This is a genomic window from Polynucleobacter sp. MWH-Aus1W21, from assembly GCF_018687275.1.
In the GTDB taxonomy this organism is placed as follows: Bacteria; Pseudomonadota; Gammaproteobacteria; order Burkholderiales; family Burkholderiaceae; genus Polynucleobacter.
On sequence record NZ_CP061287.1, the window covers coordinates 405004 to 430054 of the forward strand.

The following is a 25051-nucleotide window of genomic DNA, read 5'->3' on the forward strand; positions in this document are numbered from 1 at the left end:
AGCAAAACGCAAAAAGCAAAACTAAAGTATTCAAGACTTAGGCCAATAGTAGAAATACTGTTGGCCTATTTTGTAATGAGGCACACGCAGCTTCATTCGGGTAGCGTTTACGCCAATCGGCAATGGATAGTGTGGTGATCATTTCTGAGGGTAGGCTGAGATCCACCCCAAGACATAACAAACTTTGCGGAGCTAATGAATTGATGCAAGCCATCAGCATAGCTGTATTGCGATAAGGTGTCTCAATCCAAATTTGTGTTTGTTGTAATTTACGAGACTCTACTTCTAATTGCTTTAACTTTGCTATGCGCTCATGGGTGTCATGCGGTAGGTATCCCTGAAATGCAAAACGCTGACCATTGAGTCCGCTAGCCATCAGGCCTAACAAGATAGAGCTAGGGCCAACTAGTGGTTTGACTCTGGCGCCCAGTTTGTGAGCTGCCAGCACCAACTCTGCACCAGGATCTGCAACTCCAGGCACACCTGCTTCTGACATCAATCCCATGTCATGTCCAGCAAGCAAAGGTTTGAGTAAATCTGCAGGTTTTACGGAGTCGCCATACTTAGCGTTGCGCGCTGCACCGCGCCATTCGCTCATCTGCATTTCTTGAATAGTGCAGGCTAATGGTGAAACAGAATCAATTGCTTTTAATAGAGCGCGCGCTGTTTTTGCGTCTTCCACAATCCAATGTTTTAGCTTGGCTGATTGCGTAATAGTTTCGGATGGCAGCACCCATGGCAATTGCTCTACACGGCCATCATCACCCAAGGTGTTTGGAACTAAGTACAGAGTGCCGAGTTTGCTCATGGGTGACTTCTTTTATTTTTGTATTACTTAGTTTTTTGACGGAATTGCAAATCCTGCATCGCGCAGTAAGCCTGTTAATGCAATAAGTGGAAGACCAATAAGTGCAGTAGGATCATCGCTCTTAATGGATTCCAGCAGACTAATACCGAGGCCTTCAGATTTGGCGCTACCAGCGCAATCATAAGGTTCCTCAGCTAGTAGGTAGTCCTCTAAGACATTATCTGGAAGTTTGCGAAAGGTGACTTCGGTAGGAGCGCATAAAGTAGTTTGGGTATCACCTTTCATTAAGCACAGAGCCGTTTGAAAAATGACTGTTTGACCACGCATGAGTTGTAGTTGCGCTAGTGCGCGTTCGAAATTACCTGGCTTGCCAATCGCTGCGCCACAAAGATCTGCAACTTGATCAGATCCAATCACCCAGGTATCAGGATGTTCTTTGGCAACCGCAGCTGCTTTTGCATGCGCGAGACGCATTGCTAAATCTAGGGTGCTCTCGCCAGTAAGGGGTGTTTCATCTACTTTTGGTGAAATGACTTCAAAAGGAATGCGCAGACGCTCCAATAGTTCGCGGCGATATCTGGAGGTAGACGCCAGAATTAAGGGTGGGTTTTGGAAACTGCTCATCGTGTTCTGTGCTTTCTAGTACTGCTTCATTTAGACTGATGCTATGAATCGTAATCAACTTTTACCCCAAGTCGAACTATCTTCTAAGCCTAGCGCATTAAAGAGGGTTGATTTTTGCGCACCCCAATCCTATAAGGGCGCTGGATTTTTAAGCATCCAGGATTTGCCCAGAGTGGCAGAGGAGGCTTCATGCATCAATTCAGGTGACGGGTTTGACTGGTCAGTTCAAACGCATTTTGAGGATTCTCTCGGCAGTGAGCCGCATCAAATCCTTGATTTAGGGCTAAAAGGCCGTCTGCACCTGGTCTGCCAGCGTTGTTTGCAGGATTGCGCAGTGGATTTGGATGAAAAGCGTCGTTTTATCCTAGTTTTGACTGATGCTGAGGCGGATGACTACCCAATTGAGGATGAGGATCAAGAGCCGTTGGTCGTAAATCAGCATTTCAACCTCCTTGAAACCATTGAGGATGAGGTTTTGCTGTCTTTACCCCTGATTCCTAAGCATCCAGAGGGCTTTTGTGAGCCGCATGCCTCTACTTTTGGTGAAGAGGGCGATGAAGAGGTGTCAAATGAGCGTGAAAATCCCTTTAACATATTGAAAAATATGAAGAAAAACTGAAACCAGTGCCGATATTTCAATTGTTGTTTTGGGCGCCTTTTGTTAATAAATCAAGCATTTAGGTGCTTTTCCATGCTAGAATGTCGCCTTGCTTAGGAGTTCAATATGGCCGTTCAACAAAACAAAAAATCACCTTCCAAACGTGGCATGCACCGTGCGCACGACTTTTTGACCGCACCTGCTACGGCTGTTGAAGCCACAACTGGTGAGGCTCATTTGCGCCACCACATTTCACCTAACGGCTACTATCGTGGTCGTAAAGTTGTTAAAACTAAAAACGACTAATTTTTTAGTCTAAACAGATAGAAGCGGCTCCAGTAAAAGCCGCTTTTTTCTTGGATAAATCACTTGCAGCAACCAATGAGTTTATGAGCGTTACTCTTGCTATTGATGCCATGGGCGGAGATCATGGAGTCGTCGTGACGGTTCCAGCTGCCTGCGATTTTCTAGAAAAACATGCAGATGTGAAGATTGCCTTGGTAGGCGATCCCGATTTAATCAAGCAAGTCTTAAGTAAATCTCCTCAAGCTCTGATGGAGCGAATTCAAATTATTCCCGCCAGTGAAGTTGTCTTGATGGATGATCCGATCGAGATTGCTTTGCGTCGCAAAAAAGATTCTTCAATGCGCATTGCTATTGAGCAAGTAAAAGAGGGCGCTGCCGATGCAGTCATCTCATCCGGTAATACTGGTGCACTCATGGCAATTTCCCGCTACATCTTAAAAACCCTTGAGGGCGTTGATCGCCCTGCGATTGCTACTGCTATTCCTAATGAATTAGGGCGTGGCACGACCATGCTGGATCTGGGCGCTAATGCTGACTGCGAACCAATGCACTTAGTTCAGTTTGCCCAGATGGCAAACGTGATGGTTCAAGTGGTGGATGGCAAGCAAAACCCTTCGATTGGTCTTCTTAATATCGGTGAAGAAGTGATTAAGGGCAACGAAGTGGTGAAGCAAACCAGCGAGCTGCTGCGTCAAACCTCCTTAAACTTTTATGGCAACGTAGAAGGTAATGACATCTTTAAGGGCACCACTGATATCGTGGTGTGTGATGGCTTTGTGGGTAACGTGGTGCTAAAGGCTAGTGAAGGCTTGGCTAAGATGATGAGTGGAATGATTCGTGAAGAATTTAATCGCTCATTGATGACTAAGATCATGGCTGTTTGCGCAATGGTTCCTTTACTCAGAGTACGTAAGCGTGTTGATCATCGTCGTTATAACGGTGCGGTATTGTTAGGTTTGCGCGGTTGCGTGATCAAGAGTCATGGATCTGCCGATCGTTTTGCATTTGGTTTTGCTCTGGATCGTGCATATGAAGCAGCAAAGAATCGCATGGTAGAGCGTATTGCCGCAGCCTTTGTGGTGGAGACAAAAGTATGAGTATCTTTGCAAGAGTAGCTGGTACTGGAAGCTATCTTCCTGAACTACGCCTAACCAATCAGGACTTAGTGGAGCGTCTCGCCAAAACTGGCCTGGAGACTAGTGACGAATGGATTAAGACGCGTAGCGGTATTTCTGCACGTCACTTTGCGGCTGAGAATGAACTCACAAGTGATCTAGCTGTAAAAGCAGCGCAAGCAGCCCTCACATCTGCCGGTATTACTTCTGAAGATCTAGACCTCATTATTTTAGCAACTTCCACACCTGATCATTTGGGCGGGTTTCCAAGTACTGCTTGTGTGGTTCAAGATAAATTAGGTGCGCATACTTCTTGTGCAGCATTTGATGTGCAGGCTGTTTGTGCCGGCTTTACTTATGCACTTGCTATTGCAGATGCCTTTATTCGTTCGGGATCTTACAAAAAAGTATTGGTGATTGGTGCTGAGACCTTCTCACGCATTCTCAATTTCGAGGATCGCGGAACTTGTGTCTTGTTCGGCGATGGCGCTGGAGCGGTTGTGCTCGAGGCTTCCAAAGAAGCTGGCATTCTTTCCACGGCATTGCATGCTGACGGCAGTCAACGAGATATTTTGTGCGTTCCGGGACGAGCAGGAAACGGCGAAGTACACGGCTCTCCATTTATGACAATGGATGGTCCGGCAGTATTTAAGTTGGCGGTGAAGGTCTTAGAGCAAGTGGCTCATGAAGCTTTGGATAAAGCCAACCTCAAGCCAGAACAGATCGACTGGTTAGTTCCTCATCAAGCAAATATTCGCATCATGGAAGGCACGGCCAAGAAGATGGGCATGTCTATGGATAGAGTCATCGTAACTGTGCATGAGCATGGCAATACTTCCGCCGCATCGATTCCGTTGGCACTAGATTCTGGTGTGCGATCCGGACAGATTAAGCGTGGTCAACATCTCTTGTTGGAGGGTGTTGGTGGTGGTTTTGCATGGGGTGCAGTTGCCATTAAATATTAAGAACAATTCACTCTTTTATTTATTCATTTCTTTAATTTCTTTTTCTTTAGCGAATTAATCACATGACATTTGCATTCGTATTCCCAGGTCAAGGTTCTCAATCAGTTGGCATGCTCAACTCCATTGCGCAGCGCTCAGAAGTGCGTGCAACCTTACAAGAAGCTTCTGAAGCCTTGGGTGAGGATGTTGCAAAGCTGATTGCTGAAGGCCCTGCCGAGGCTTTGGCATTAACTACCAATACGCAGCCTGTGATGTTGACGGCTGGCGTTGCTTTCTATCGCGCCTGGTTGGCAGCAGGCGGCTCCGCGCCTAAGGTGATGGCAGGTCATAGCCTGGGTGAGTACTCTGCCTTGGTTGCTTCTGGTGTCATTTCTTTTAAAGACGCAGTTCCATTGGTGCGTTTTCGTGCTGAAGCAATGCAAAGCGCAGTACCGGTTGGTACTGGCGGCATGGCAGCTATTTTGGGATTAGATGACGCAACGGTGATTCAAGTTTGTGCTGAAGCTAGCGCTGTATCAGGCGGCGTTGTTGAGGCGGTGAATTTCAATGCTCCTGGACAAGTTGTGATTGCTGGTGCAAGCGACGCTGTTACCAAAGCATGTGAGCTATTAAAAGCTGCTGGCGCTAAACGTGCGCTGCCATTGCCCGTCTCTGCACCTTTCCATTCTTCTTTGTTGCAGCCTGCATCAGAAAAACTTCAAGGCTATTTGGCAAACATCAAATTTAATATCCCAACTATTTCGGTAATTAATAACGTGGATGTTGAAATCCTGAATGATCCAAGCGCCATTAAAGAGGCTTTAGTACGCCAAGCTGCTAAGCCAGTGCGTTGGCAAGAGACTATTCAAGCAATGGCTGGTCAAGGTATTACTCAGGTAGTGGAGTGCGGTCCAGGAAAAGTGCTGGCCGGGCTTACCAAGCGTATTAATGATCAAGTGACTGGTGTGCCAGTGTTTGACGAAGCTAGCTTGACTGAAGTTCTCGCAAGCCTTAAATAAAATCCAGATTACAGAAATAAATATAACATCGGAAGACAAATATGAATCTCGACTTAAGTGGGCAAATTGCTTTGGTAACTGGCGCATCACGCGGTATTGGTCAAGCAATTGCGGATGAGTTAGTTAAGTGCGGCGCCAAAGTGATTGGAACCGCCACATCTGAGAGTGGAGCTAAAGCCATTGACGAGCGGTTAAAAGCATCCGGTGGTGCAGGTAAGGTATTAAATGTCACTGCGCCAAACGCTTGCGAAGAAATTATTGATTTGATCGTGAAAGAGTATGGCGGCATCAATATCTTGGTAAATAACGCTGGCATTACTCGTGATAACTTGGCCATGCGCATGAAGTCAGATGAGTGGACTGATGTGATTGATACCAACCTCAGTTCAGTTTTCCGTCTTTCTCAAGCTGTGATGCGTCCGATGATGAAGGCTCGTGGCGGCCGTATTATCAATATCACCTCTATCGTTGGACATATGGGAAATCCTGGCCAAGCAAACTATGCTGCTGCAAAAGCAGGCGTATCTGGTATGACGCGCGCTTTAGCTCGCGAAATCGGTAGCCGTAACATCACTGTTAATTGTGTGGCTCCTGGATTTATTGATACTGATATGACCCGCGCCTTGAGCGAAGAGCAGCAAAATGCCCTAAAAGTGAATATTCCCTTGGCTAGGTTGGGTAGCCCTGAGGATGTGGCTCAGGCAGTGGCATTTTTGGCCTCTCCAGCTGCTGGCTATATTACGGGTAATACCCTACACGTCAATGGCGGACTCTATTTAGCCTAACGGCAAAGCAAGGATTTGGTCATTTTTAGGCGAATTTGCTAATTCGGTCCGCCAAACTGATAAAATCCTTTTCATCGTTTTTTACAACCCCTGGGGAAATTAATGGACAACATCGAACAACGCGTTAAGAAAATCGTCGCTGAGCAATTAGGCGTCGCAGAAGGAGACATCAAGAATGAATCTTCTTTCGTGAACGACTTGGGCGCTGACTCTCTTGACACTGTTGAGTTGGTTATGGCTTTGGAAGATGAATTCGGCATCGAAATTCCTGATGAGGAAGCTGAGAAGATCACCACAGTTCAGCTCGCGATCGACTTCGCTAAATCAAAAGCTCAGGGTTAATTCCCTAGCCTAGGTATTACTGTGTCAGCATCAAACGGCCGACGCCGGGTAGTAGTAACCGGCCTTGGCCTCATCTCACCTGTTGGTAATTCAGTTGATGTAGCTTGGTCTAATTTGCTCGCGGGCAAATCAGGCATTGCTACCATCACCAAGTTTGACCACACTCCGCTTAGCGTTCATTTCGCTGGAGAGGTGAAAGATTTCAACGTCGAAGAATATGTTTCTGCCAAAGAAGCGCGTCATATGGATACCTTTATCCATTACGGTATCGCTGCTGGTACGCAAGCACTTCGCGATAGTGGTTTAGAGATCACCGAACAAAACGCGGAACGCGTAGGTGTCATGGTTGGCTCCGGTATCGGCGGCTTGCCAATGATTGAGGAAACTGGAGCTGAGCTCTTGGCTCGTGGCCCTCGTCGTATTTCACCTTTCTTTGTTCCGGGTTCGATCATCAATATGATTTCAGGTCACCTCAGCATTTTGTTTGGTCTTAAAGGTCCAAACGTTGCTGCGGTTACTGCTTGCACAACTGGTTTGCACAGCATTGGTTTGGCAGCGCGTTTAATTCAATACGGTGATGCTGATGTGATGGTTGCTGGTGGCGCTGAATCAACAATCTCTGCTTTAGGTGTTGGTGGTTTTGCTTCCGCAAGAGCGCTCTCAACACGTAACGATGATCCTGCAACTGCATCACGTCCTTGGGATAAAGACCGCGATGGTTTTGTTCTCGGTGAAGGTGCTGGTGTTGTAGTGCTCGAAGAGTATGAACATGCAAAAGCACGTGGTGCAAAAATTTATTGTGAGCTACTCGGCTTTGGTATGAGTGGTGATGCATATCACATGACTGCTCCAAATATGGATGGCCCACGTCGTTGTATGGTCAATGCAATGCGCGACGCCAAGCTCAATCCAGATCAGATTCAATACCTCAACGCTCACGGAACTTCTACGCCTTTGGGTGACAAGAACGAAACCGAGGCCATCAAAGCTGCTTTGGGCGATCATGCCAAAAAGGCTTTAATTAACTCTACTAAGTCGATGACCGGCCACCTTTTGGGCGGCGCTGGCGGCTTGGAGTCTGTATTTACGATTCTGGCCCTCCATAACCAGAAGTCGCCACCTACTATCAACATCTTCAATCAGGACCCTGAGTGTGATTTGGATTACTGCGCCAATACCGCTAGGGATGTGAAGATAGACCATGCAGTCAAAAACAATTTTGGCTTTGGGGGTACTAACGGTACCTTGATTTTTGGCAAACTGACCTAATATTCTTAGTATCTCCATTGTTGGTCTTTACCAAGTAGGTCTATAGCATTATGAAAAAGTACTTAATTGCGCTCATGACTATTCTTAGTCTTGGGCAGTTTGCATTTACTCCACCTGTCTCGGCGCAAAATCCTCGAGTAACGATTCCTGATTTTGCTGATTTAGTTGAGCGTGCCAGTCCAGCGGTGGTGAATATTCGCACCACTGAGAAAGTAGTTGCGCAACAAGCTCAAGGCGGCATTCCTGGAATGCCTGAAGAGCAGGCGGAATTTTTCCGTCGCTTCTTTGGCGTACCCATTCCTGGACTTCCGAATAGCCCAAAACAAGCGCAACCAAATCCAGGCAAACCACAAGAGGCCGATCGTGGAGTAGGTTCCGGTTTCATTATTGAATCCAATGGATTAATTTTGACTAACGCTCACGTAGTGGAAGGTGCTACTACGATCTATGTGACCTTAACTGATAAACGTGAATTCAAAGCCAAGTTACTCGGCATGGATAAACGTACTGATGTGGCGGTTGTCAAAATTGATGCCCGTGATTTACCTAAACTGCCTTTGGGCGACTCTTCAAGAGTGCGCGTAGGTGAATGGGTTCTGGCGATTGGCTCACCGTTTGGCCTTGAGAATACGGTCACCGCAGGGATTGTGTCTGCTAAGAGTCGGGATACTGGCGACTATTTGCCATTCATTCAAACGGACGTTGCTGTAAACCCAGGAAATTCTGGCGGCCCTTTATTAAATACAGCCGGTCAAGTGATCGGCATTAACTCACAAATCTTTAGTCGCTCTGGTGGCTATATGGGAATTTCCTTTGCTATTCCAATTGATGAGGCAATCCGTGTTGCGGATCAATTGCGTACGAACGGCAAGATGACTCGTGGCCGTATTGGTGTTGCTTTGGGTGAAATGACTAAGGATGTGGCTGAGAGTTTAGGTTTAGGTAAACCTCGCGGCGCATACGTTCGTAATGTTGAACCAGGCGGTCCAGCTGCTGCAGGTGGCATTGAGTCCGGCGATGTGATCTTGGGCTTTAATGGGCGCGATATTGCTAAATCAACTGATTTGCCAAGAGTGGTTGGTGAAACTAAGCCTGGCACTTCAGTGCCGGTGCAAGTTTGGCGTAAAGGTGGAACTCGAGATTTAACAGTCACGGTAACCGATGCGGAATCCACTCAAGCAGCAAATAAGAAGTCTGATGCTCCAGCTGCAAACGCTAGTAGCGCCAATACTCTTGGGGTGGCTGTAAGTGAGCTATCCGATAGTAAAAAGAAGGACTTGAATATTAAGGGCGGGGTTGAGGTTACTGGTTTAGGGGAAGGCCCCTTGGCTAGAGCTGGAATTCGTCCTGGCGATGTCATTATTCGGGTTGCAGACGCAGATATTGCGAGTGTTAAGCAATTTGAGGCTCTGGTTAAGGGTCTGGATGCTAGCAAGGCCGTCCCGGTCTTTATACGCCGCGCTGATAGCACTTTGGTAGTGCCTGTAAGGCCCAAATAACCCTATTTTGAGATTAGAAATGGGGTTTGGCGCCTTTTGGGCGCCACCCATTACAATCACTTTAAGACGGCTTTTTGCAGCGCATCATTGTGGTGCGTTCTGACAAGGCGTTTTTTGAATGACCTATTAAGACGCTATGGATTTAATCCGCAATTTTTCTATCATCGCCCATATCGATCACGGCAAATCTACGCTTGCTGATCGCATTATTCAACTGTGTGGCGGTCTTTCTGATCGCGAAATGGAAGCTCAGGTACTCGACTCAATGGATATTGAGCGTGAGCGTGGCATCACGATTAAGGCGCAAACCGCTGCTTTAAATTACAAAGCCAAAGACGGCAAGATCTACAACATCAATCTCATTGATACCCCAGGCCACGTTGACTTCTCCTATGAGGTCAGTCGTTCTTTGTCTGCTTGTGAGGGTGCTTTATTGGTGGTCGATGCTAGCCAAGGCGTTGAGGCGCAAACAGTTGCTAACTGTTACATGGCTCTCGAGTTGGGCGTTGAAGTAGTGCCGGTACTGAATAAGATCGACTTGCCGCAAGCCGATCCCGATCGCGCTAAAAAAGAAATTGAAGATGTGATTGGTATTGACGCATCGGAAGCGGTCACCTGCTCAGCTAAAACAGGTATGGGCGTTGTGGATGTGATCGAGGAGATGATTGCCAGAGTACCTCCGCCAACAGGAAACGCGGCCGATCCATTACAAGCTCTCATTATTGACTCTTGGTTTGATAACTATGTTGGTGTTGTCATGCTGGTGCGTGTTGTGAACGGCACCTTAAAACCAAAAGAAAAAATTACTTTAATGGCTAATGGCTCTAGTCATTTGGTCGAGCATGTAGGCGTATTTAGTCCGAAGTCGGTAGATCGTCCTGAGTTATCTGCTGGTCAGGTAGGTTTTGTCATTGCTGGCATTAAAGAATTAAAAGCAGCTAAGGTTGGTGATACCGTCACGCATTCTCCTGGACAACAAGGTCGCGTGCCAGCGGCTGAGCCATTGCCTGGATTTAAAGAAGTGAAGCCGCAAGTATTCGCTGGTTTATATCCAGTTGAATCGAGCGAGTACGATCAGCTCCGAGAGTCCTTGGAAAAGCTACAACTCAACGATGCTTCACTCTTATATGAACCAGAGGTATCGCAGGCACTTGGATTCGGATTCCGCTGCGGCTTCCTGGGTTTATTACACATGGAGATTGTGCAAGAGCGTTTAGAACGTCAGTATGGGATGAATCTCATCACTACCGCTCCAACGGTGGTGTACCAGGTCGAGCAATCCGACGGCTCTATTATTTCTGTTGATAATCCGTCGAAGATGCCTGAGGCTAGCAAGATCAACACAATTCTTGAGCCTATCGTGACAGTCAATTTGTATATGCCCCAAGAGTATGTGGGCTCCATTATTACTTTGTGTGTTGGTAAGCGTGGTATCCAGATGGATATGAATTATCTAGGTCGTCAGGTCAAGCTTACTTATGAGTTGCCGATGGCTGAGATCGTTTTGGATTTCTTTGACAAAATGAAATCAATCTCACGTGGCTATGCTTCTATGGATTATGAGTTCAAAGAATATCGTCCAGCAGATGTGGTGAAAGTTGACATCCTCATTAATAGCGAACGTGTTGATGCTCTCTCTGTGATTGTTCACCGTAGTAATAGCCAACATCGTGGTCGTGAAGTTGTGGCGAAGATGCGCGGCATCATTCCTCGTCAAATGTTTGATGTGGCAATTCAGGCAGCGATTGGTAGCAATATTGTTGCTCGTGAAAACGTCAAAGCGTTACGCAAGAACGTTCTGGCTAAGTGCTATGGTGGCGATATCTCCCGTAAGCGCAAGCTATTAGAGAAGCAAAAAGAAGGTAAGAAGCGTATGAAGCAGGTGGGTAATGTGGAGATTCCACAAGAGGCCTTCTTAGCGATTTTGCAGGTGGAAGATTAATGAACTTTGCTCTAGTCCTTTTTATCCTGGTGATAATTTCTGGTATTGCCTGGGTTGCTGATAAATTGCACTTTGCTCCACAAAGGCGTTTAGCGGGCAATGATCGTATGCCTTTATGGCTTGAGTACACCGCTGGTTTCTTCCCAGTCATATGCGCAGTATTTGTGTTGCGCTCCTTCATTGCAGAGCCTTTTAAGATTCCTTCTGGTTCGATGATTCCGACTTTACAAATCGGTGATTTCATTTTGGTAAATAAATTTACCTATGGGATTCGTCTACCAGTGCTCAATCAAAAAGTAGTCGACCTAGGTACGCCTAAGCGTGGTGATGTCGTGGTGTTTCGCTACCCACGTGATGAGTCAGTTGACTACATCAAGCGCGTAGTAGCGCTGCCGGGTGATGAAATCACCTATGAGAACAAGCGCCTAATTATTAATGGTCAGCCATTGCAATACAGTGGTGGTGAGCCTTATCTCGATCCAGAGAATATGCGCTATGCCAAGCGTTTTACTGAATCATTCCCTGCGGACTTAGGCGGCAATCGTCATGAGATTCTCAATGATCCAGACCGTCCAGCTACGGTTTTTCCGACTGAGCGTTTTCCGGGTTCTGAATTCTGCCAATATCAACAATCGGGTATGACTTGTAAGGTGCCAGCAGGTCACTATTTCGCGATGGGCGATAACCGCGATAACAGTGCCGACTCTCGTTATTGGGGCTTTGTGCCGGATAAAAATATTGTGGGTAAAGCCTTCTTTGTTTGGCTTAACCTCGGTAATCTTGGTCGTATAGGCGGATTCGAGTAAATATCATGAATGCGCGCGCCGTTATCGAAACTGGACCGCTGCAAGAGCGCCTCGGCTACACCTTCAAGAAGCCAGAGTTACTGAATCAAGCTTTAACTCACCGAAGTCATAGCAAAAAAAATAATGAGCGCTTGGAATTTCTAGGCGATTCTATCCTCAATTGCGTTGTTGCTGAAATGCTCTATGAGCGTTACTCGGATTTGGATGAAGGCGATTTATCTCGTGTGCGTGCGAATTTGGTAAAGCAACAAGCTTTATATGAAATCGCCCAAACCCTTTCATTATCAGACTACTTGCGCCTAGGCGAAGGTGAGTTGAAGAGCGGGGGATTTCGTCGTCCATCCATCCTTGCCGATACCTTGGAGGCTGTTACTGGTGCGATTTTTATGGATGGTGGTTTTGAAGCAGCTAAGGCAAGCTTGCGCAAGCTCTACTCCATCATCTTGGAGCACGTCGATCCAAAAACCTTGGGTAAAGACGATAAAACACTTTTACAAGAATGTTTGCAGAGCTATCAGTTGCCTTTACCGGCTTATAACGTTACAGGCACTACTGGAGCTGCGCATAACCAGCAATTTGAGGTGGAATGTTTAATTCCAAGTCATAAGGTGGCAGTCAAGGGCGAGGGCGCTTCACGTCGTGCTGCTGAGCAGGCTGCGGCTAAGCTGGCTTTAATAGCAATGCTTAAGGCTTTGCCACAAGAGTCTCGTAAACCCAAGAAAACTCGGTCAGCAAAAAAGAAAGCAGCAAAAAAAGAAGTGACCGAAGAGCAGTTCAATCTTAAGCTAAAGGGCTAATCGTGTTTAGATGCGGCACCATCGCCATTGTTGGGCGTCCTAATATGGGTAAATCAACATTGCTTAATGCTTTGGTTGGTCAAAAGATCAGCATTACTTCTCGCAAGGCTCAAACGACACGCCATCGCATTTTGGGAATTCAAAATCGCGAAGAAGCCCAGTTTATTTTTATTGATACCCCAGGTTTTCAGACGCGTCTGATGAATACCTTAAACAAAGCACTTAATCGCACAGTAACGACTGCATTACAGGATGTGAATGTGGCTTGCTTTGTGGTTGAGGCTGGTTACTTTGGTGAAGATGATAAAAAAGTTTTGAAGTTGCTACCGGATGATTTACCGGTTGTGCTGGTCCTTAATAAGTTGGACTTGTTTAATAGTCGCTTCCAGACGCCATCAGAGCGCGATCAGGCCCTACTCAACTTTATTAAAGACATGGCTCGCCCTTGGTGTGAATTAGGCGGTCATGAAGACCAAAAATGCGAGTTTGCTGAAATTGTTCCGATGAGCGCGAAGAGCCCAGGGGACATTGAGAGATTGCTGGATGTTCTTGAAGGTTATTTACCTGAGGCGCCAGCTGTATACGATGGTGACACTATTACTGATCGCAGTGAGCGATTCTTGGCCGCTGAGATTTTGCGAGAAAAAGTATTCCGCTTTACTGGCGAGGAGTTGCCTTATACCAGCACGGTAGTTATCGATCAGTTCAAGATGGATGGCAAGATGCGCCGTATTGCTGCAACTATTTTGGTTGATCGCGATAGTCACAAGGCGATGATCATTGGTCAAAAAGGTGAGCGCCTCAAAAAGATTTCAACCGATGCCCGCATCGACATGGAAAAACTTTTTGACGGCAAAGTCTTTTTAGAGACCTGGGTAAAAGTCAAGCGTGGCTGGGCCGATGATCGCGCCGAACTGCGGGCTCAGGGTCTGGAATAAATTCAATGGCCTCGATTCGTGTTGCTGACGAGCCTGCTTTTGTATTGCACAGCATTCCCTATAAAGAGACCAGCTTAATTCTGGATGTCTTTACGCGGCAATATGGTCGGATGGCCTTAATTGCTAAGGGTGCTAAACGTCCGCACTCAACACTGAGGCCTGTATTGCAGCGCTTTCAGCCCTTATTAGTGTCTTGGAGTGGCAAATCAGAGTTGCGCACATTAACAAAGTCAGAGTGGGTGGGCGGTATGCCTTCTTTGGTTGGTGATGCCTTGCTTTGCGGTTTCTATTTGAATGAACTGCTTGTCAAGTTTTTAGCGCGTGAAGATGATTACGAAAAACTCTACGATCGTTATGCAGAAACCATCAATGCCTTATCGAATCTTGAGTTTGAGTCTAAAGGGTTGGAAGAAATCCTACGTCCTTTTGAGTTATCACTCTTACAGGAAACTGGTTATGCCGCAGCATTGGATCGCTGCGTTGAAACTGATGAAGTGCCATTAGCGCATGAGCAATATGTTTATCAGCCTGAGCGTGGCGTTCGCCCTGTTCAAGTTGACGATCCTGGGCACTGGCCAGTTTTGACTGGAAAATCCCTTTTGGCTATTGCTATTGGGGATTTTTCTGATCCAGAGACGCTTTCAGAAAGTAAGCAGTTAATGCGTTTTCTGTTGGGTTTGCATTTACAGGATCAAGTTCTAACAACACGTCAAATTTTGATTGATCTGAAGAAAATCTAGTAATCTACAGAGATGAGCAGCCACCCAAGCCTTGAACTAGGCATCAACATTGACCATGTCGCCACTTTACGTAATGCACGAGGTACGACTTATCCTGATCCTTTAAGAGCTGCATCTTTAGCGGAAGAAGCCGGTGCAGATCTCATTACATTGCATTTGCGTGAGGATCGTCGTCACATTAAAGATGCTGACTTATTGGCATTGCGCCCGCTCATCAAAACCCGCATGAACTTAGAGTGCGCGGTAACTCCCGAGATGATTGATATTGCATGCCAAGTAAAGCCTCATGATGTATGCCTGGTTCCGGAGAAGCGCGCAGAGGTTACTACTGAGGGTGGCTTGGATGTGGTTGGTCACTTTGAGTCTGTTAAAGCTGCCACCAAAAAGCTCATTGATGCTGGTATTCGGGTGTCATTATTTATTGATCCCGAAGAGAAGCAAATTCAGGCGGCTAAAGATGTAGGTGCGACCGTCATTGAGCTGCATACTGGGCGCTACGCCGATTTATCGGGTGCCGATCAAGCTAAAGAGTTGGAGCGTATTCGTAAGGCCGCAATCTTTGGAAAGAGTATTGGCATGAGGGTAAATGCCGGTCATGGTTTGCATGAGGGTAATGTGAAGCCTATTGCTGCTATTGCGGAACTATCCGAGCTCAACATTGGCCACGCTATTGTTGCTGAGGCCCTGTTCAAAGGCTGGCAAAAAGCAATTGTCGATATGAAAGCTTTGATGGCTCAGGGTAGAGTCAGCTCTTAAGAATAATCAATAGCTACAAACTTTAAAATGATCATTGGTATCGGCACAGACATTCTGCAGATTGAGCGCTTACAGGCTGCTTACGATCGCACTAATGGTCGCCTAGCTGAAAAAATCTTGGGGCCTGATGAGATGTTGGTATTTAAACATCGCCTCGCCAGAAATCACAAGCGCGGCATTGCTTTCTTGGCGACGCGTTTTGCGGCCAAAGAAGCCTTTTCAAAAGCGATCGGACTTGGCATGAGAATGCCGATGACGTGGCGCTCGCTCCAAACTTTAAATCAACCTAGCGGTAAGCCGGTAACCAGCTATTTAGGTGCTTTGGCGCAATTTATGCAAGAAAAAAATTGGGAAGCACACGTGACAGTGAGTGATGAACAAGATATGGCAATTGCGCATGTAATTGTTACTCAAAAATAAGAGGAAGAGATGAGTAAGTCAAAGATGGCCCCAGGCCCAATCACCCTAGATGTCGTTGGTTTGGAATTAAATGCTGAAGATCGTCGACGCATTCTGCACCCACTGACGGGCGGCGTTATTTTATTTGGTCGCAACTTTGCTAATCGTCAGCAACTGACAAAACTGACTGCCGCCATTAAAAAACTACGTCCTGATGTATTGATTTCAATTGACCATGAGGGTGGGCGAGTTCAGCGCGCTAAGACTGATGGCTTTACTCATTTGCCTGCAATGCGCAAATTGGGCGAGTTGTGGTGCGCTAAATCTAAATCTACCCACTCTGCTGAATCCGCTGCTATTGCTATGGCAGCAGCTACTGCCTGTGGTTATGTGTTGGCGGCCGAGTTACGGGCTTGTGGCGTTGATTTCAGCTTTACGCCAGTTTTGGACTTGGATTTTGGTCGAAGTGGCGTGATCGGTGATCGGTCTTTTAGTCGTGACCCACAAATTGTTTTTGCTCTAGCGAAAAGTTTGAATGAAGGTTTGCGTCTTGCAGGGATGGCTAACTGTGGCAAACACTTTCCAGGACATGGTTGGGCAGAGGCTGATTCGCATGTGGCAATTCCGGTTGATGAGCGCGGACTGAAAGAAATTTTGAATGATGATGCTAAGCCTTATGAGTGGCTCGATCTGAGTTTGGCTTCAGTGATGCCCGCACATGTAATTTATCCGAAGGTAGACAAGAACCCTGCAGGCTTTTCAAAAGTCTGGTTGCACTCTATCTTGCGCCAAGAATTAGGCTTTGAAGGCGTGATCTTTAGTGATGATCTTTCGATGGAGGGCGCGAGTGTTGCTGGGTCAGTAGTGAAGGGTGCTGAAATGGCGCTAGATGCTGGTTGTGACGCAGTATTAATCTGTAATCGCCCAGATCTTGCTGATCAATTGCTCTCCAAACTCAAAGTCTCAAAAGCAAAACAGGCAGAATCTGCAATACGTTTAAACCGACTCATGCCATTGGCGGCAGCGCTGACATGGAGCGAATTGCAAGGCGAGACCCAGTACCAGCATGCCAAAGGATTGCTCGCGCAGTTGGGTTTAATTGCCGAGTAAGTTTAATTAATTTGTATAAATAAAAAAGCCCGGCATGCCGGGCTTTTTACATCGTAGCTAGCTAAGTACAAATTAGTTAGCACGGCTGCGGTATTCACCTGTGCGAGTATCGATCTCGATCTTGTCACCAGTGTTGCAGAACAATGGAACTTGCAATTCATAGCCAGTTGCCAATTTTGCGTTCTTCAATACTTTTCCAGAGCTAGTATCACCTTTAACTGCTGGCTCTGTATAGATGATCTCGCGAACCAATGAGTTTGGCATTGCTACTGAAAGTGCTTTACCTTCGTAGAACACTACTTCGCAAGGCATACTTTCTTCGAGGTAATTCAAAGCATCACCCATGAACTCAGCTTCAACTTCATATTGGTTGTAGTCACCATCCATAAATACATACATTGGATCAGCGAAGTAAGAGTATGTGCACTCTTTTTTGTCGAGGATCACAACATCAAATTTGTCATCAGCTTTGTAAACGCCTTCATTCGGCGCGCCAGTTAACAAGTTCTTAAATTTCATTTTCACAACAGAGGAGTTGCGGCCAGAGCGGCTATATTCGGCTTTTAAAACGACCTGGGCATCAGTGCCGATCATTACTACGTTACCAACGCGGAGTTCTTGTGCTGTTTTCATCTTGCTATTCCTGGGGGCAGAGCTATTTTTCTGCGGTTTTTATCAAAAACAAGATTGTAACCGCCCGCAAGCCTTTATTGCTTGGGATCAGGCGACAAAGCGGATTAAACGCGCTGGCAAGCCGCCATCCGCTTGTTTTTCAAGTAAATGGGTGCGCCAGCGCTTGGCATGAGCATCCCAGCCCTCGAACTTGCTAAACCATTCGCTGGGCATTGCCCAGGTCATTGCTGCAATAGTGGCGCGCCTTACGTCCTGGCTAGCCTCTTCAAGATAGAGATCCAAAAAGGCGGCTAATTTCACCTCATGAGCGCGATCCTCTTGTGGGTAAATGTGCCAGATAAATGGCTTGCCTGCCAGTTGTGCGCGCACAAAAGAATCTTCTCCGCGCACAATGTTGAAATCACACTGTGATAGCACCCAATCGTATTCATCCTGCGAAACGAATGGCATGGAGAGTAGTTGTAGATTCTTTGGTAGTGAGATAGGTTGTTCGCCATATAGGTTGAGTTGCTCAACATGACCATGGGCTAGTAAGACATCGATATTTTCGTCAAGATGACTTAAGTCCTCTAGCCATTTTTTGAGTGGTGCTCCTGGGTAGCAAAAAATACTGATTCGTTTTGCCCCGGGCCGCAATTGAGACCAAGCAGCATTTAGGTCCCCAGGGATCTTGTGGTTTGTGAGATGACCCTCTGCAGGAATGGGGTCTAGTAATAGCCCGCCTACATCGTCTTGAAAGCCAGGAAAGAAAAAATATTTTGGGATGCCGTGTGATTGTGGTGATGCTTTGCCGTGGAACTCGGTCACCCAGGGTTCTGCGCTGAGGTATTCCAAGTTAATGATGATGGGTTTAATGGAGGCAATAAACAGGCCTGCAAGATAGCGTTCTGGTAAGTCACAACCAAATGCCTCAACCACTACATCAGGTGTTTGTACTGGGTGCCTGGCATTCGTATGGCTAGCTTCCCATGGTTGCATATCAATTTTTTGCTTAATCGTTGGGTCTACACCCGAAGCGAGTAAATTAAGGGTTGGCAGATCATCGCAAAAAATACGTACCTGTTGCCCATGAATGCTTGCTAAGCTTCGGGCTAGACGCCAGCAAACACCGGCATCACCATAGTTATCGACGATTTGACAGAAAATATCCCAACGCATGAGTAATTCGCTTTTTGAAACCCTTCAGCAGGATGTTAAACGGCTTCCCGGATTGCCGGGGGTATATCGCTTCTTTGATGAGGCGGGGCATATTCTGTATGTTGGCAAAGCTCGTAACCTTAAGAAGCGCGTTTCAAGTTATTTTCAGCGGACTCAGCTATCACCGCGTATTGAGCTGATGGTGGGCAAAATTGCCCGCTACGAGACAACGGTAACACGGACTGAAACCGAAGCCCTCATTCTAGAGAATAATCTCATCAAAGAGTTGGCTCCGCCATTCAATATTTTGTTTCGTGATGACAAGTCTTATCCCTACGTGATGTTAACGGGGCATCAGTTCCCACGGTTAGCTTCATATCGTGGAAAGGTAGATAAGCGCAATCACTACTTTGGCCCATTCCCAAATAGCTGGGCAGTTCGTAACTCAGTGCAGATCTTGCAGAAGGTATTTCGCTTGAGGACATGTGAAGACTCTGTTTTTAAGAATCGTAGTCGCCCCTGTTTGTTGCATCAAATTCATCGCTGTAGCGCTCCCTGCGTTGGTCGCCTCAGTGTTGAGCAATATGGGCAGGACGTTGCACAAGCAACACGGTTTTTGGAGGGTGATCACACTCAGGTTTTATCCGAGCTTGAAAAAGAAATGCATAAACATAGTGAAGCTATGGAATTTGAGATGGCGGCGGTATTGCGTGATCGCATCGCTGATCTATCAAGCGTTCTACAACAGCAGGCGATGGATACAGTTGCCGAAGGTGAGGGTGATGTGGATGTAATCGCTGTTGCACAGATGGAGGGAATGGTTTGTGTAAATCTGGCGATGATCCGGGGCGGTCGTCATCTTGGGGATCGAGCCTATTTCCCTAAGGGATTGCGCACTACATCCGGCGAGTTACCATCCTCCGCAGAGATATTGGAAGCATTTATTGCGCAGCATTATCTAGAAGAACGTGTAGAAGATGCAACGACGAATTTAATTCCTCCAGTATTGGTTTTGAATCATGCCTTGCAATCAAGAGGTGACGACCTTGGTGAATTAAATGAATCTCCACCTGAAGATTTGCATGAGTTACTCAATGCACAGGCCGGTAGAAAAATTACCTTCTTGCACCAGCCCCAAGGACAAAGGCGTCACTGGCTGGCGATGGCCGAAGGCAATGCCAAGATTGCTTTAACGAAACGCTTAGTAGAGACTGGTGGGCAGTTAGCAAGGGCCCGTGCCTTGGCCGACATCCTGAGTCTTGAATTAGAAAGCCTTGAACAGTTACGCATTGAATGTTTTGATATTAGCCACACTTCTGGTGAAGCTACACAAGCATCGTGTGTGGTGTATTCCAAGAATGCAATGCAATCGAGTGAGTATCGACGTTTCAATATCAATGACATCACGCCAGGCGATGACTACGCAGCAATGCGTCAAGTATTGCAAAGACGCTATGCCAATTTCCAAGAGTTGCCAGTAGAAAAAATTCCGCAAGTGATTTTGATTGATGGTGGTAAAGGTCAGGTAGAGATGGCACGTCAGGTGTTATCTGAATTTGGCATGGATGTGGGTTTGATTGTTGGCGTTGCTAAAGGTGAGGGTCGTAAGGTAGGGCTTGAAACGCTCATTTTTGCCGATGGGCGTGAACCTTTGGAGTTGGGTATCGATAGCGCTGCATTGTTATTGGTGGCACAGATACGGGACGAGGCGCACCGCTTTGCTATTACTGGCATGCGCGCCAAGCGTGCAAAAGCGAGGACGATTTCTCGTCTTGAAGAAATTGAGGGCATTGGCGCCAAGCGCCGGCAAAAGTTGTTGGCACGTTTTGGCGGTCTTAAAGGGGTTGCTAATGCCAGTATTGAGGAGATAGCCAGCGTAGAGGGTGTTTCTCTGACGTTGGCTGAACAAATTTATCGCCAGCTTCACTAGGGGTGACATCACTTGGTTTATGCTTAACAAATGCCCTTCAATTTACCAATAGCCCTGACCTGGTTGCGTGTTGCAGCAATCCCGCTGTTGGTGGCAATCTTTTATCTCCCCAATTATTGGCTCACGCCGTTTGAGAAGAATTTAATTGCAGCAATTATCTTTATCTCAGCTGCCATTACCGATTGGTTGGATGGCTTTTTAGCGCGTCGTTTAAAACAAGAATCTGCATTCGGTCAGTTTTTAGATCCTGTTGCTGACAAGCTCATTGTTACTGCTGCACTATTGGTTCTTCTTAATATGGATCGTGTGCAAGTTTGGGTAGCACTCATCATTATTGGAAGAGAAATCACAATTTCCGCCTTGAGAGAGTGGATGGCTTTGCTGGGGGCTGGAAAAAGTGTGGCGGTTCACATGGTTGGAAAACTTAAAACGACCGCTCAACTCATAGCCATTCCATTTTTATTGCTAAACGACACCTTATTTGGTTGGCTCAATTGCGCGCAAGTGGGTACCTGGTTAATTTGGATTGCATCTTTTTTAACGCTCTGGTCAATGTTCTATTACATGAAAAAGGCTTTGCCGCAGTTGGTTGGAAAAATCGACTAGGCGCACAAAAGCCCAGCCAATTAAGGCTTTCGAGGCAATTGCATTCCCCCGGTTTTTAGGTTTTACGAGGAATAATGCTTTCTTCGAGATTGTTTGTTAAACTATCGCCCTGTTATGCGGGAATAGCTCAGCTGGTAGAGCGATACCTTGCCAAGGTATAGGTCGGGAGTTCGAACCTCCTTTCCCGCTCCAAGTTCGATGGGAAGCCCTAAAAAGCTTCCCATTTTTGATTCAAGTGTTTGGCGCGTTGGCCGAGTGGTTAGGCAGGAGCCTGCAAAGCTTCGTACGGGGGTTCGATTCCCTCACGCGCCTCCAGTAATTTGTCTTGACGTATTAGGTGCATCACCTAAAATACTTTTAATTATTGCTAGCAAAAAGCGTCAACCACTCCAATTCAAATAAAGCAAACATGAGCACACTTCAAACTCTCAAAGTTAGCGCTCTTGCATTTTTCTTGGCTTCATTCCTAGGCGCATGTGCTAGCTCGGGTGACTCCCCATCAGGCTCGCCACAAGAGGTTCAAGAAGTTCAATCGCAGCTATTGGGTGACATGCTGTTGCCACAAGGTGCGCGATTGAATGGGGGTGATTCAATCATCATTGGTCGCGGCAATGAATGGGTTGGTAGAGCAGTCGTAAATGCTGTGCAAGGTTCAACCGATGTTTATGCCTTCTTTCAGTCTGAATATCCCAAGAATGGCTGGACGACAGTAACAGGAGTCAAGGCTAAAACAAGTATCTTGGTTTTTACAAAGGGTGATAGAACTGCAACGATTGAGATATCTGATGGATCGCTTGGTGGTCCAAAGGCAGTCATCGTTATTACTTCATCACCTAAAAATGCGAATGTTGTTGCCCCGACTCGAAAGTAACTGGATTAAGCAGCAATAGTAATTAAAAAGGCCTCTAACAAGAGGCCTTTTGCTTTAGTGGCTCTAGCTTAGAGCCCTTCAGCTCTAATTAAGCCAACGGCTTGACCTTCAACCGCAAAGTTTGGTTGACGATCATCTACCAAAATGTTTTTGAAGTCTGGATTTTCTGCTTGGAGTTCAATTACCATCCCGTTTGCAGTTTTCTTTTGCTGCCAACGTTTTACTGTTACTTCATCATCAAGTCGAGCAACCACGATGTCGCCATTGCGGACCTCAGTTGTTTTTCTGACAGCCAAATAATCGCCATCTAAAATTCCAGCATCGCGCATGCTCATGCCTTTTACTTTTAATAAGTAATCAGCACCTTTACTGAACAAGCTCGGATCAATCGGAACATGTTTCTCAATATGTTCGACCGCCATAATGGGTGAGCCAGCAGCAACTCTTCCAATTAACGGCAATGTGAGTTGTTGTAATGCGCCAGATGGTAAAGAGAGTTGGCGATATTTATTGCTGTTGTGTGTTTGATTAAATCGTTGCGGAATGCGAATGCCGCGTGAAGTTCCTGGCGTTAATTCGATATAACCTTTTTTAGCCAGCGCACGAAGATGCTCTTCTGCTGCATTGGCAGAGGCGAATCCTAGTTGCGTAGCAATTTCTGCGCGAGTTGGCGGAAGGCCGCTTTCATCGATCGCTTTAGTAATCAACTCCAAAATCTCATTCTGACGCGGAGTGAGTTTGGGGAGGGCAGTCAGCTCCTCAGGAAAATCGACTGTGTTTATGTCCATACTGGGATTGTATACAGCAGTTTTTGATAGATCAAGCAATTTAAAGGGGATAATGAGGGTATGAGCTCCGTTGAAAATCTCTCAGAAAATTCCCCCTACATCCTGGTTTTAGGCATGGGCGGCACGATTGCTGGTTTGGCATCCAATCCTGCAGATAAGCCTATGCAATACGAGGCTGGTCAAGTAGAAGTCGCCTCTTTGGTTGCCCATGTCCGATCTGTCATCCCTGAGGGTGTTAGTCTGGTTTCAAAGCAGGTGGCCAATGTCAACAGCAGAAATCTCACCGAGCCTTTGTTAACCCTTTTGGGGGAGGCTGTCAGAGAGGCCCTTGCTAACCCCTTGGTTCAAGGCGTAGTGGTCACTCACGGAACGGACACAATGGAAGAGACGGGGGTATTCTTACAGCTCACGTGTGGTAAATATGCTCAAAATTTAGGCAAAAGAGTGATTCTGACAGGGGCTATGTTGCCAGCAAATGCACTTCAGGCTGATGGCCCATCAAACCTCTTGGATGCTATTCGTTGGGCCTCTACACCAATTGATAACTGCCCAGGCGGCATCTATGCAGTCATGGATGGCAGGGGCTGTTTAGCCATGGATTTAGCTAAGCGACATGGTAGCGCCCTCAACGCCCCTATTCAAAGCTCTCCCAGTAGTTCGGTTGGGCTTATCAACCCCTCTTGGCTTTCAGGTGTCAAGGCGGTTCAGGAGCTGTGGACTGAGGATTTGCCGATTCCCAAAGAAACTGAGTGGCCTTGGGTGGAGATATTGACCAGTCATGCAGGAGCACGTTCAGAAACGATTACCCACTGGCTGAATTCCAAGGTTAAGGGTCTAGTACTTGCTGGCACTGGAATGGGGGGATTTCATGATGCATGGAAAGAATCCTTGGTTGCTGCTGTAAAACATGGAATTGCCTTGGTTAGAACAACGAGAACTGGTGCAGGCGAAACTCTGCCGGATTTGCCCGAAAAGGACATCTCTGGATGTTTAGCCTCGGGGAGTCTTTCTGCGCCTAGAGCGAGAATTGCCCTTCAGTTATCACTAAATGCGGAAAAACAAGCCCAAGCAGCAGGTAAATCCCTGACTTGGCAGGATTTTTTTGCTAGAATAGCGGTCTTGCCTGTAATTCGGTAAGCGCTGAAAAGCGGCTGTAAAAGTGTTGTTAGCAGTACCTACAATTTGTTACTACCTTGTCACACTGGCGCTGAGTTCACAACCATCAGAACTTAGCAAGACGCCCAGGTGACTTCATCCTTAAGGAGTGTTTGATGCGTCATTATGAAATCGTCTTTATCGTCCATCCGGACCAAAGCGAGCAAGTGCCAGCGATGATCGATCGTTACAAAGCTACATTAGCAGCTGCGGGCGGCAAAATTCATCGTATGGAAGACTGGGGTCGTCGTCAGATGGCTTACATGATCGACAAGCTTGCTAAAGCCCATTACGTTTGCATGAACATTGAGTGCGACCAGAAAACTCTGGAAGAGCTCGAGCATGCGTTCAAATTTAACGATGCAGTTTTGCGTCACCTCATCATCAAGACTAAGAAAGCTGAAACAGAGCCTTCCATCATGATGAAAGAAGTGCAGCGTGAAGAAGCGCGCAAATCAGCTCAATCTGACGCTCCTGTAGCGGCAGCCTAAGTTAGAAATTTGAAGAGGAATACACAGACTAGAAAACGTATCAGAGAAGCGGAGCGGCGTTGAATCATTTCACCCTCACTGCGATCTTGGTATCTAAAGACGCGATTCGATTTACACCTGCAGGAATACCTGTGATGCATTGCCAGCTAGAACATAGTGGCCAAGCAAACGAGGTAGGAGTAGCAAGGAAAATTCAGATGAACGTTGAAGCCATCACAATCGGTCCAATACAAAAGGACTTAGAGCGAATGGATTTAGGAACTGAGGCGGTGTTTGAAGGATTCTTGGCACCCAAGACTCTACGTAATCAAAGACTTGTTTTCCATATTACCCATATTCAATTGAAAAATTAAAGAGGAAATCATCATGGCGTTTGGAAAGAAACCCGATTTCAAAAAGAAACCAGCTCAGAACCCATTGTTCAAGCGTAAGCGTTATTGCCGTTTCACTGTTGCTGGCGTAGAACAGATCGACTACAAAGATGTGGACACATTGAAGGACTTCATTGGCGAAAACGCCAAGATCACTCCTGCTCGTTTGACAGGCACAAAAGCTAAATATCAGCGTCAGCTAGACACTGCTATCAAGCGTGCTCGTTACTTGGCTTTATTGCCATTCTCTGATCAACATAAGAAATAATTGG

At 46.5% G+C, this 25051-nt stretch carries 29 protein-coding genes and 2 tRNA genes; 26 read left to right on the forward strand and 5 right to left on the reverse strand.

Annotated elements, in window-relative coordinates:
- Positions 1-37 precede the first annotated feature (37 nt).
- Positions 38-808 (reverse strand): SAM-dependent methyltransferase, encoded by a 771-nt coding sequence (locus tag ICW03_RS02160; protein ID WP_215348529.1) that lies wholly within the window; start codon positions 806-808, stop codon positions 38-40.
- A gap of 27 nt (positions 809-835) precedes the next feature.
- Positions 836-1432, reverse strand: coding sequence for a Maf family nucleotide pyrophosphatase (locus ICW03_RS02165; RefSeq protein WP_215348530.1), 597 nt, complete (start codon positions 1430-1432; stop codon positions 836-838).
- Between the two features lie 43 nt (positions 1433-1475).
- Here ICW03_RS02165 and ICW03_RS02170 point away from each other — a divergent pair, with 43 nt between their 5' ends.
- The 17 genes from ICW03_RS02170 (at position 1476) to nagZ (ending at position 16797) form a co-directional block, all read left to right on the forward strand.
- The gene (locus ICW03_RS02170) at positions 1476-2051 is read left to right on the forward strand and encodes a DUF177 domain-containing protein (protein ID WP_215348532.1); all 576 of its coding nucleotides are present in this window, start codon (positions 1476-1478) and stop codon (positions 2049-2051) included.
- Positions 2052-2156: 105 nt separating this feature from the next.
- Positions 2157-2336 carry a 50S ribosomal protein L32 gene (gene rpmF, locus ICW03_RS02175; protein ID WP_011902241.1) on the forward strand — a complete coding sequence of 60 codons (180 nt, stop codon included), beginning with the start codon at positions 2157-2159 and terminating at the stop codon, positions 2334-2336.
- An 83-nt stretch (positions 2337-2419) separates the two neighbouring features.
- Positions 2420-3433, forward strand: coding sequence for a phosphate acyltransferase PlsX (gene plsX, locus ICW03_RS02180; RefSeq protein ID WP_215348534.1), 1014 nt, complete (start codon positions 2420-2422; stop codon positions 3431-3433).
- Entirely contained in the window at positions 3430-4416 is a 987-nt protein-coding gene (locus ICW03_RS02185) for a beta-ketoacyl-ACP synthase III (RefSeq protein WP_251374433.1), read from the forward strand. Before plsX ends, ICW03_RS02185 begins: the two co-directional genes overlap by 4 nt.
- Before the next feature lie 62 nt (positions 4417-4478).
- Positions 4479-5414: an ACP S-malonyltransferase gene (fabD, locus tag ICW03_RS02190; RefSeq protein WP_215348535.1), complete on the forward strand. Its 936-nt coding sequence runs from the start codon at positions 4479-4481 to the stop codon at positions 5412-5414.
- Between the two features lie 41 nt (positions 5415-5455).
- Positions 5456-6199 carry a 3-oxoacyl-ACP reductase FabG gene (gene fabG / locus ICW03_RS02195; RefSeq protein ID WP_068322118.1) on the forward strand — a complete coding sequence of 248 codons (744 nt, stop codon included), beginning with the start codon at positions 5456-5458 and terminating at the stop codon, positions 6197-6199.
- A 102-nt stretch (positions 6200-6301) separates the two neighbouring features.
- Positions 6302-6541 (forward strand): acyl carrier protein, encoded by a 240-nt coding sequence (gene acpP, locus ICW03_RS02200; protein ID WP_028819177.1) that lies wholly within the window; start codon positions 6302-6304, stop codon positions 6539-6541.
- Between the two features lie 21 nt (positions 6542-6562).
- Positions 6563-7810 (forward strand): beta-ketoacyl-ACP synthase II, encoded by a 1248-nt coding sequence (fabF, locus tag ICW03_RS02205; protein WP_068322121.1) that lies wholly within the window; start codon positions 6563-6565, stop codon positions 7808-7810.
- 50 nt (positions 7811-7860) lie between these two features.
- Positions 7861-9309: a DegQ family serine endoprotease gene (locus ICW03_RS02210; protein ID WP_251374434.1), complete on the forward strand. Its 1449-nt coding sequence runs from the start codon at positions 7861-7863 to the stop codon at positions 9307-9309.
- Positions 9310-9445: 136 nt separating this feature from the next.
- Positions 9446-11251, forward strand: a complete 1806-nt coding sequence (gene lepA, locus ICW03_RS02215) for a translation elongation factor 4 (RefSeq protein WP_215348537.1) — start codon at positions 9446-9448, stop codon at positions 11249-11251.
- A complete protein-coding gene (gene lepB / locus ICW03_RS02220) occupies positions 11251-12057 on the forward strand; it encodes a signal peptidase I (protein WP_215348539.1) in 807 nt (268 codons plus the stop codon). The genes lepA and lepB overlap by 1 nt, the downstream gene beginning before the upstream one ends.
- A gap of 5 nt (positions 12058-12062) precedes the next feature.
- Entirely contained in the window at positions 12063-12854 is a 792-nt protein-coding gene (gene rnc / locus ICW03_RS02225) for a ribonuclease III (RefSeq protein ID WP_068322137.1), read from the forward strand.
- A gap of 2 nt (positions 12855-12856) precedes the next feature.
- Positions 12857-13792, forward strand: a complete 936-nt coding sequence (gene era, locus ICW03_RS02230) for a GTPase Era (RefSeq protein WP_215348541.1) — start codon at positions 12857-12859, stop codon at positions 13790-13792.
- Between the two features lie 5 nt (positions 13793-13797).
- The gene (gene recO / locus ICW03_RS02235) at positions 13798-14532 is read left to right on the forward strand and encodes a DNA repair protein RecO (protein ID WP_215348543.1); all 735 of its coding nucleotides are present in this window, start codon (positions 13798-13800) and stop codon (positions 14530-14532) included.
- 12 nt (positions 14533-14544) lie between these two features.
- Positions 14545-15288 (forward strand): pyridoxine 5'-phosphate synthase, encoded by a 744-nt coding sequence (pdxJ, locus tag ICW03_RS02240; protein ID WP_215348545.1) that lies wholly within the window; start codon positions 14545-14547, stop codon positions 15286-15288.
- 27 nt (positions 15289-15315) lie between these two features.
- Positions 15316-15708, forward strand: coding sequence for a holo-ACP synthase (gene acpS, locus ICW03_RS02245; protein WP_215348547.1), 393 nt, complete (start codon positions 15316-15318; stop codon positions 15706-15708).
- Between the two features lie 9 nt (positions 15709-15717).
- Positions 15718-16797 (forward strand): beta-N-acetylhexosaminidase, encoded by a 1080-nt coding sequence (gene nagZ, locus ICW03_RS02250; RefSeq protein ID WP_215348549.1) that lies wholly within the window; start codon positions 15718-15720, stop codon positions 16795-16797.
- Between the two features lie 72 nt (positions 16798-16869).
- On the opposite strand, the gene efp is transcribed toward nagZ, so the two are convergent.
- Together efp and earP are read right to left on the reverse strand one after the other, a co-directional pair.
- On the reverse strand, positions 16870-17430 hold the full coding sequence (gene efp / locus ICW03_RS02255; RefSeq protein WP_012357464.1) for an elongation factor P: 561 nt from the start codon (positions 17428-17430) through the stop codon (positions 16870-16872).
- An 87-nt stretch (positions 17431-17517) separates the two neighbouring features.
- Positions 17518-18588: an elongation factor P maturation arginine rhamnosyltransferase EarP gene (earP, locus tag ICW03_RS02260; protein ID WP_215348551.1), complete on the reverse strand. Its 1071-nt coding sequence runs from the start codon at positions 18586-18588 to the stop codon at positions 17518-17520.
- Here earP and uvrC point away from each other — a divergent pair.
- From uvrC to ICW03_RS02285, 5 genes are all read left to right on the forward strand, one after another.
- Positions 18587-20497, forward strand: coding sequence for an excinuclease ABC subunit UvrC (gene uvrC / locus ICW03_RS02265; protein ID WP_215348552.1), 1911 nt, complete (start codon positions 18587-18589; stop codon positions 20495-20497). The genes earP and uvrC overlap by 2 nt on opposite strands.
- A gap of 30 nt (positions 20498-20527) precedes the next feature.
- On the forward strand, positions 20528-21103 hold the full coding sequence (gene pgsA, locus ICW03_RS02270) for a CDP-diacylglycerol--glycerol-3-phosphate 3-phosphatidyltransferase (RefSeq protein ID WP_215348554.1): 576 nt from the start codon (positions 20528-20530) through the stop codon (positions 21101-21103).
- 116 nt (positions 21104-21219) lie between these two features.
- A tRNA-Gly gene (locus tag ICW03_RS02275) sits at positions 21220-21295 on the forward strand.
- A 49-nt stretch (positions 21296-21344) separates the two neighbouring features.
- Positions 21345-21418, forward strand: a tRNA-Cys gene (locus tag ICW03_RS02280).
- A gap of 94 nt (positions 21419-21512) precedes the next feature.
- Positions 21513-21974: a hypothetical protein gene (locus ICW03_RS02285; RefSeq protein ID WP_215348556.1), complete on the forward strand. Its 462-nt coding sequence runs from the start codon at positions 21513-21515 to the stop codon at positions 21972-21974.
- 68 nt (positions 21975-22042) lie between these two features.
- Here the strand turns inward: ICW03_RS02285 and lexA are convergent, their stop codons facing one another.
- Entirely contained in the window at positions 22043-22762 is a 720-nt protein-coding gene (gene lexA / locus ICW03_RS02290) for a transcriptional repressor LexA (RefSeq protein ID WP_068322174.1), read from the reverse strand.
- Positions 22763-22822: 60 nt separating this feature from the next.
- On the opposite strand from lexA, the gene ICW03_RS02295 reads away from it, so the two are divergent.
- The 4 genes from ICW03_RS02295 to rpsR all read left to right on the forward strand — a co-directional run bounded on the left by ICW03_RS02295 (position 22823) and on the right by rpsR (position 25047).
- On the forward strand, positions 22823-23899 hold the full coding sequence (locus ICW03_RS02295; RefSeq protein WP_215348558.1) for an asparaginase: 1077 nt from the start codon (positions 22823-22825) through the stop codon (positions 23897-23899).
- A 134-nt stretch (positions 23900-24033) separates the two neighbouring features.
- Complete coding sequence (gene rpsF / locus ICW03_RS02300; RefSeq protein WP_068322189.1) at positions 24034-24408, forward strand: 30S ribosomal protein S6; 375 nt, start codon at positions 24034-24036, stop codon at positions 24406-24408.
- 59 nt (positions 24409-24467) lie between these two features.
- Positions 24468-24761 carry a primosomal replication protein N gene (gene priB / locus ICW03_RS02305; RefSeq protein ID WP_072583120.1) on the forward strand — a complete coding sequence of 98 codons (294 nt, stop codon included), beginning with the start codon at positions 24468-24470 and terminating at the stop codon, positions 24759-24761.
- Positions 24762-24774: 13 nt separating this feature from the next.
- Positions 24775-25047 (forward strand): 30S ribosomal protein S18, encoded by a 273-nt coding sequence (rpsR, locus tag ICW03_RS02310; protein WP_011902267.1) that lies wholly within the window; start codon positions 24775-24777, stop codon positions 25045-25047.
- The last annotated feature ends 4 nt before the right edge of the window (positions 25048-25051 follow it).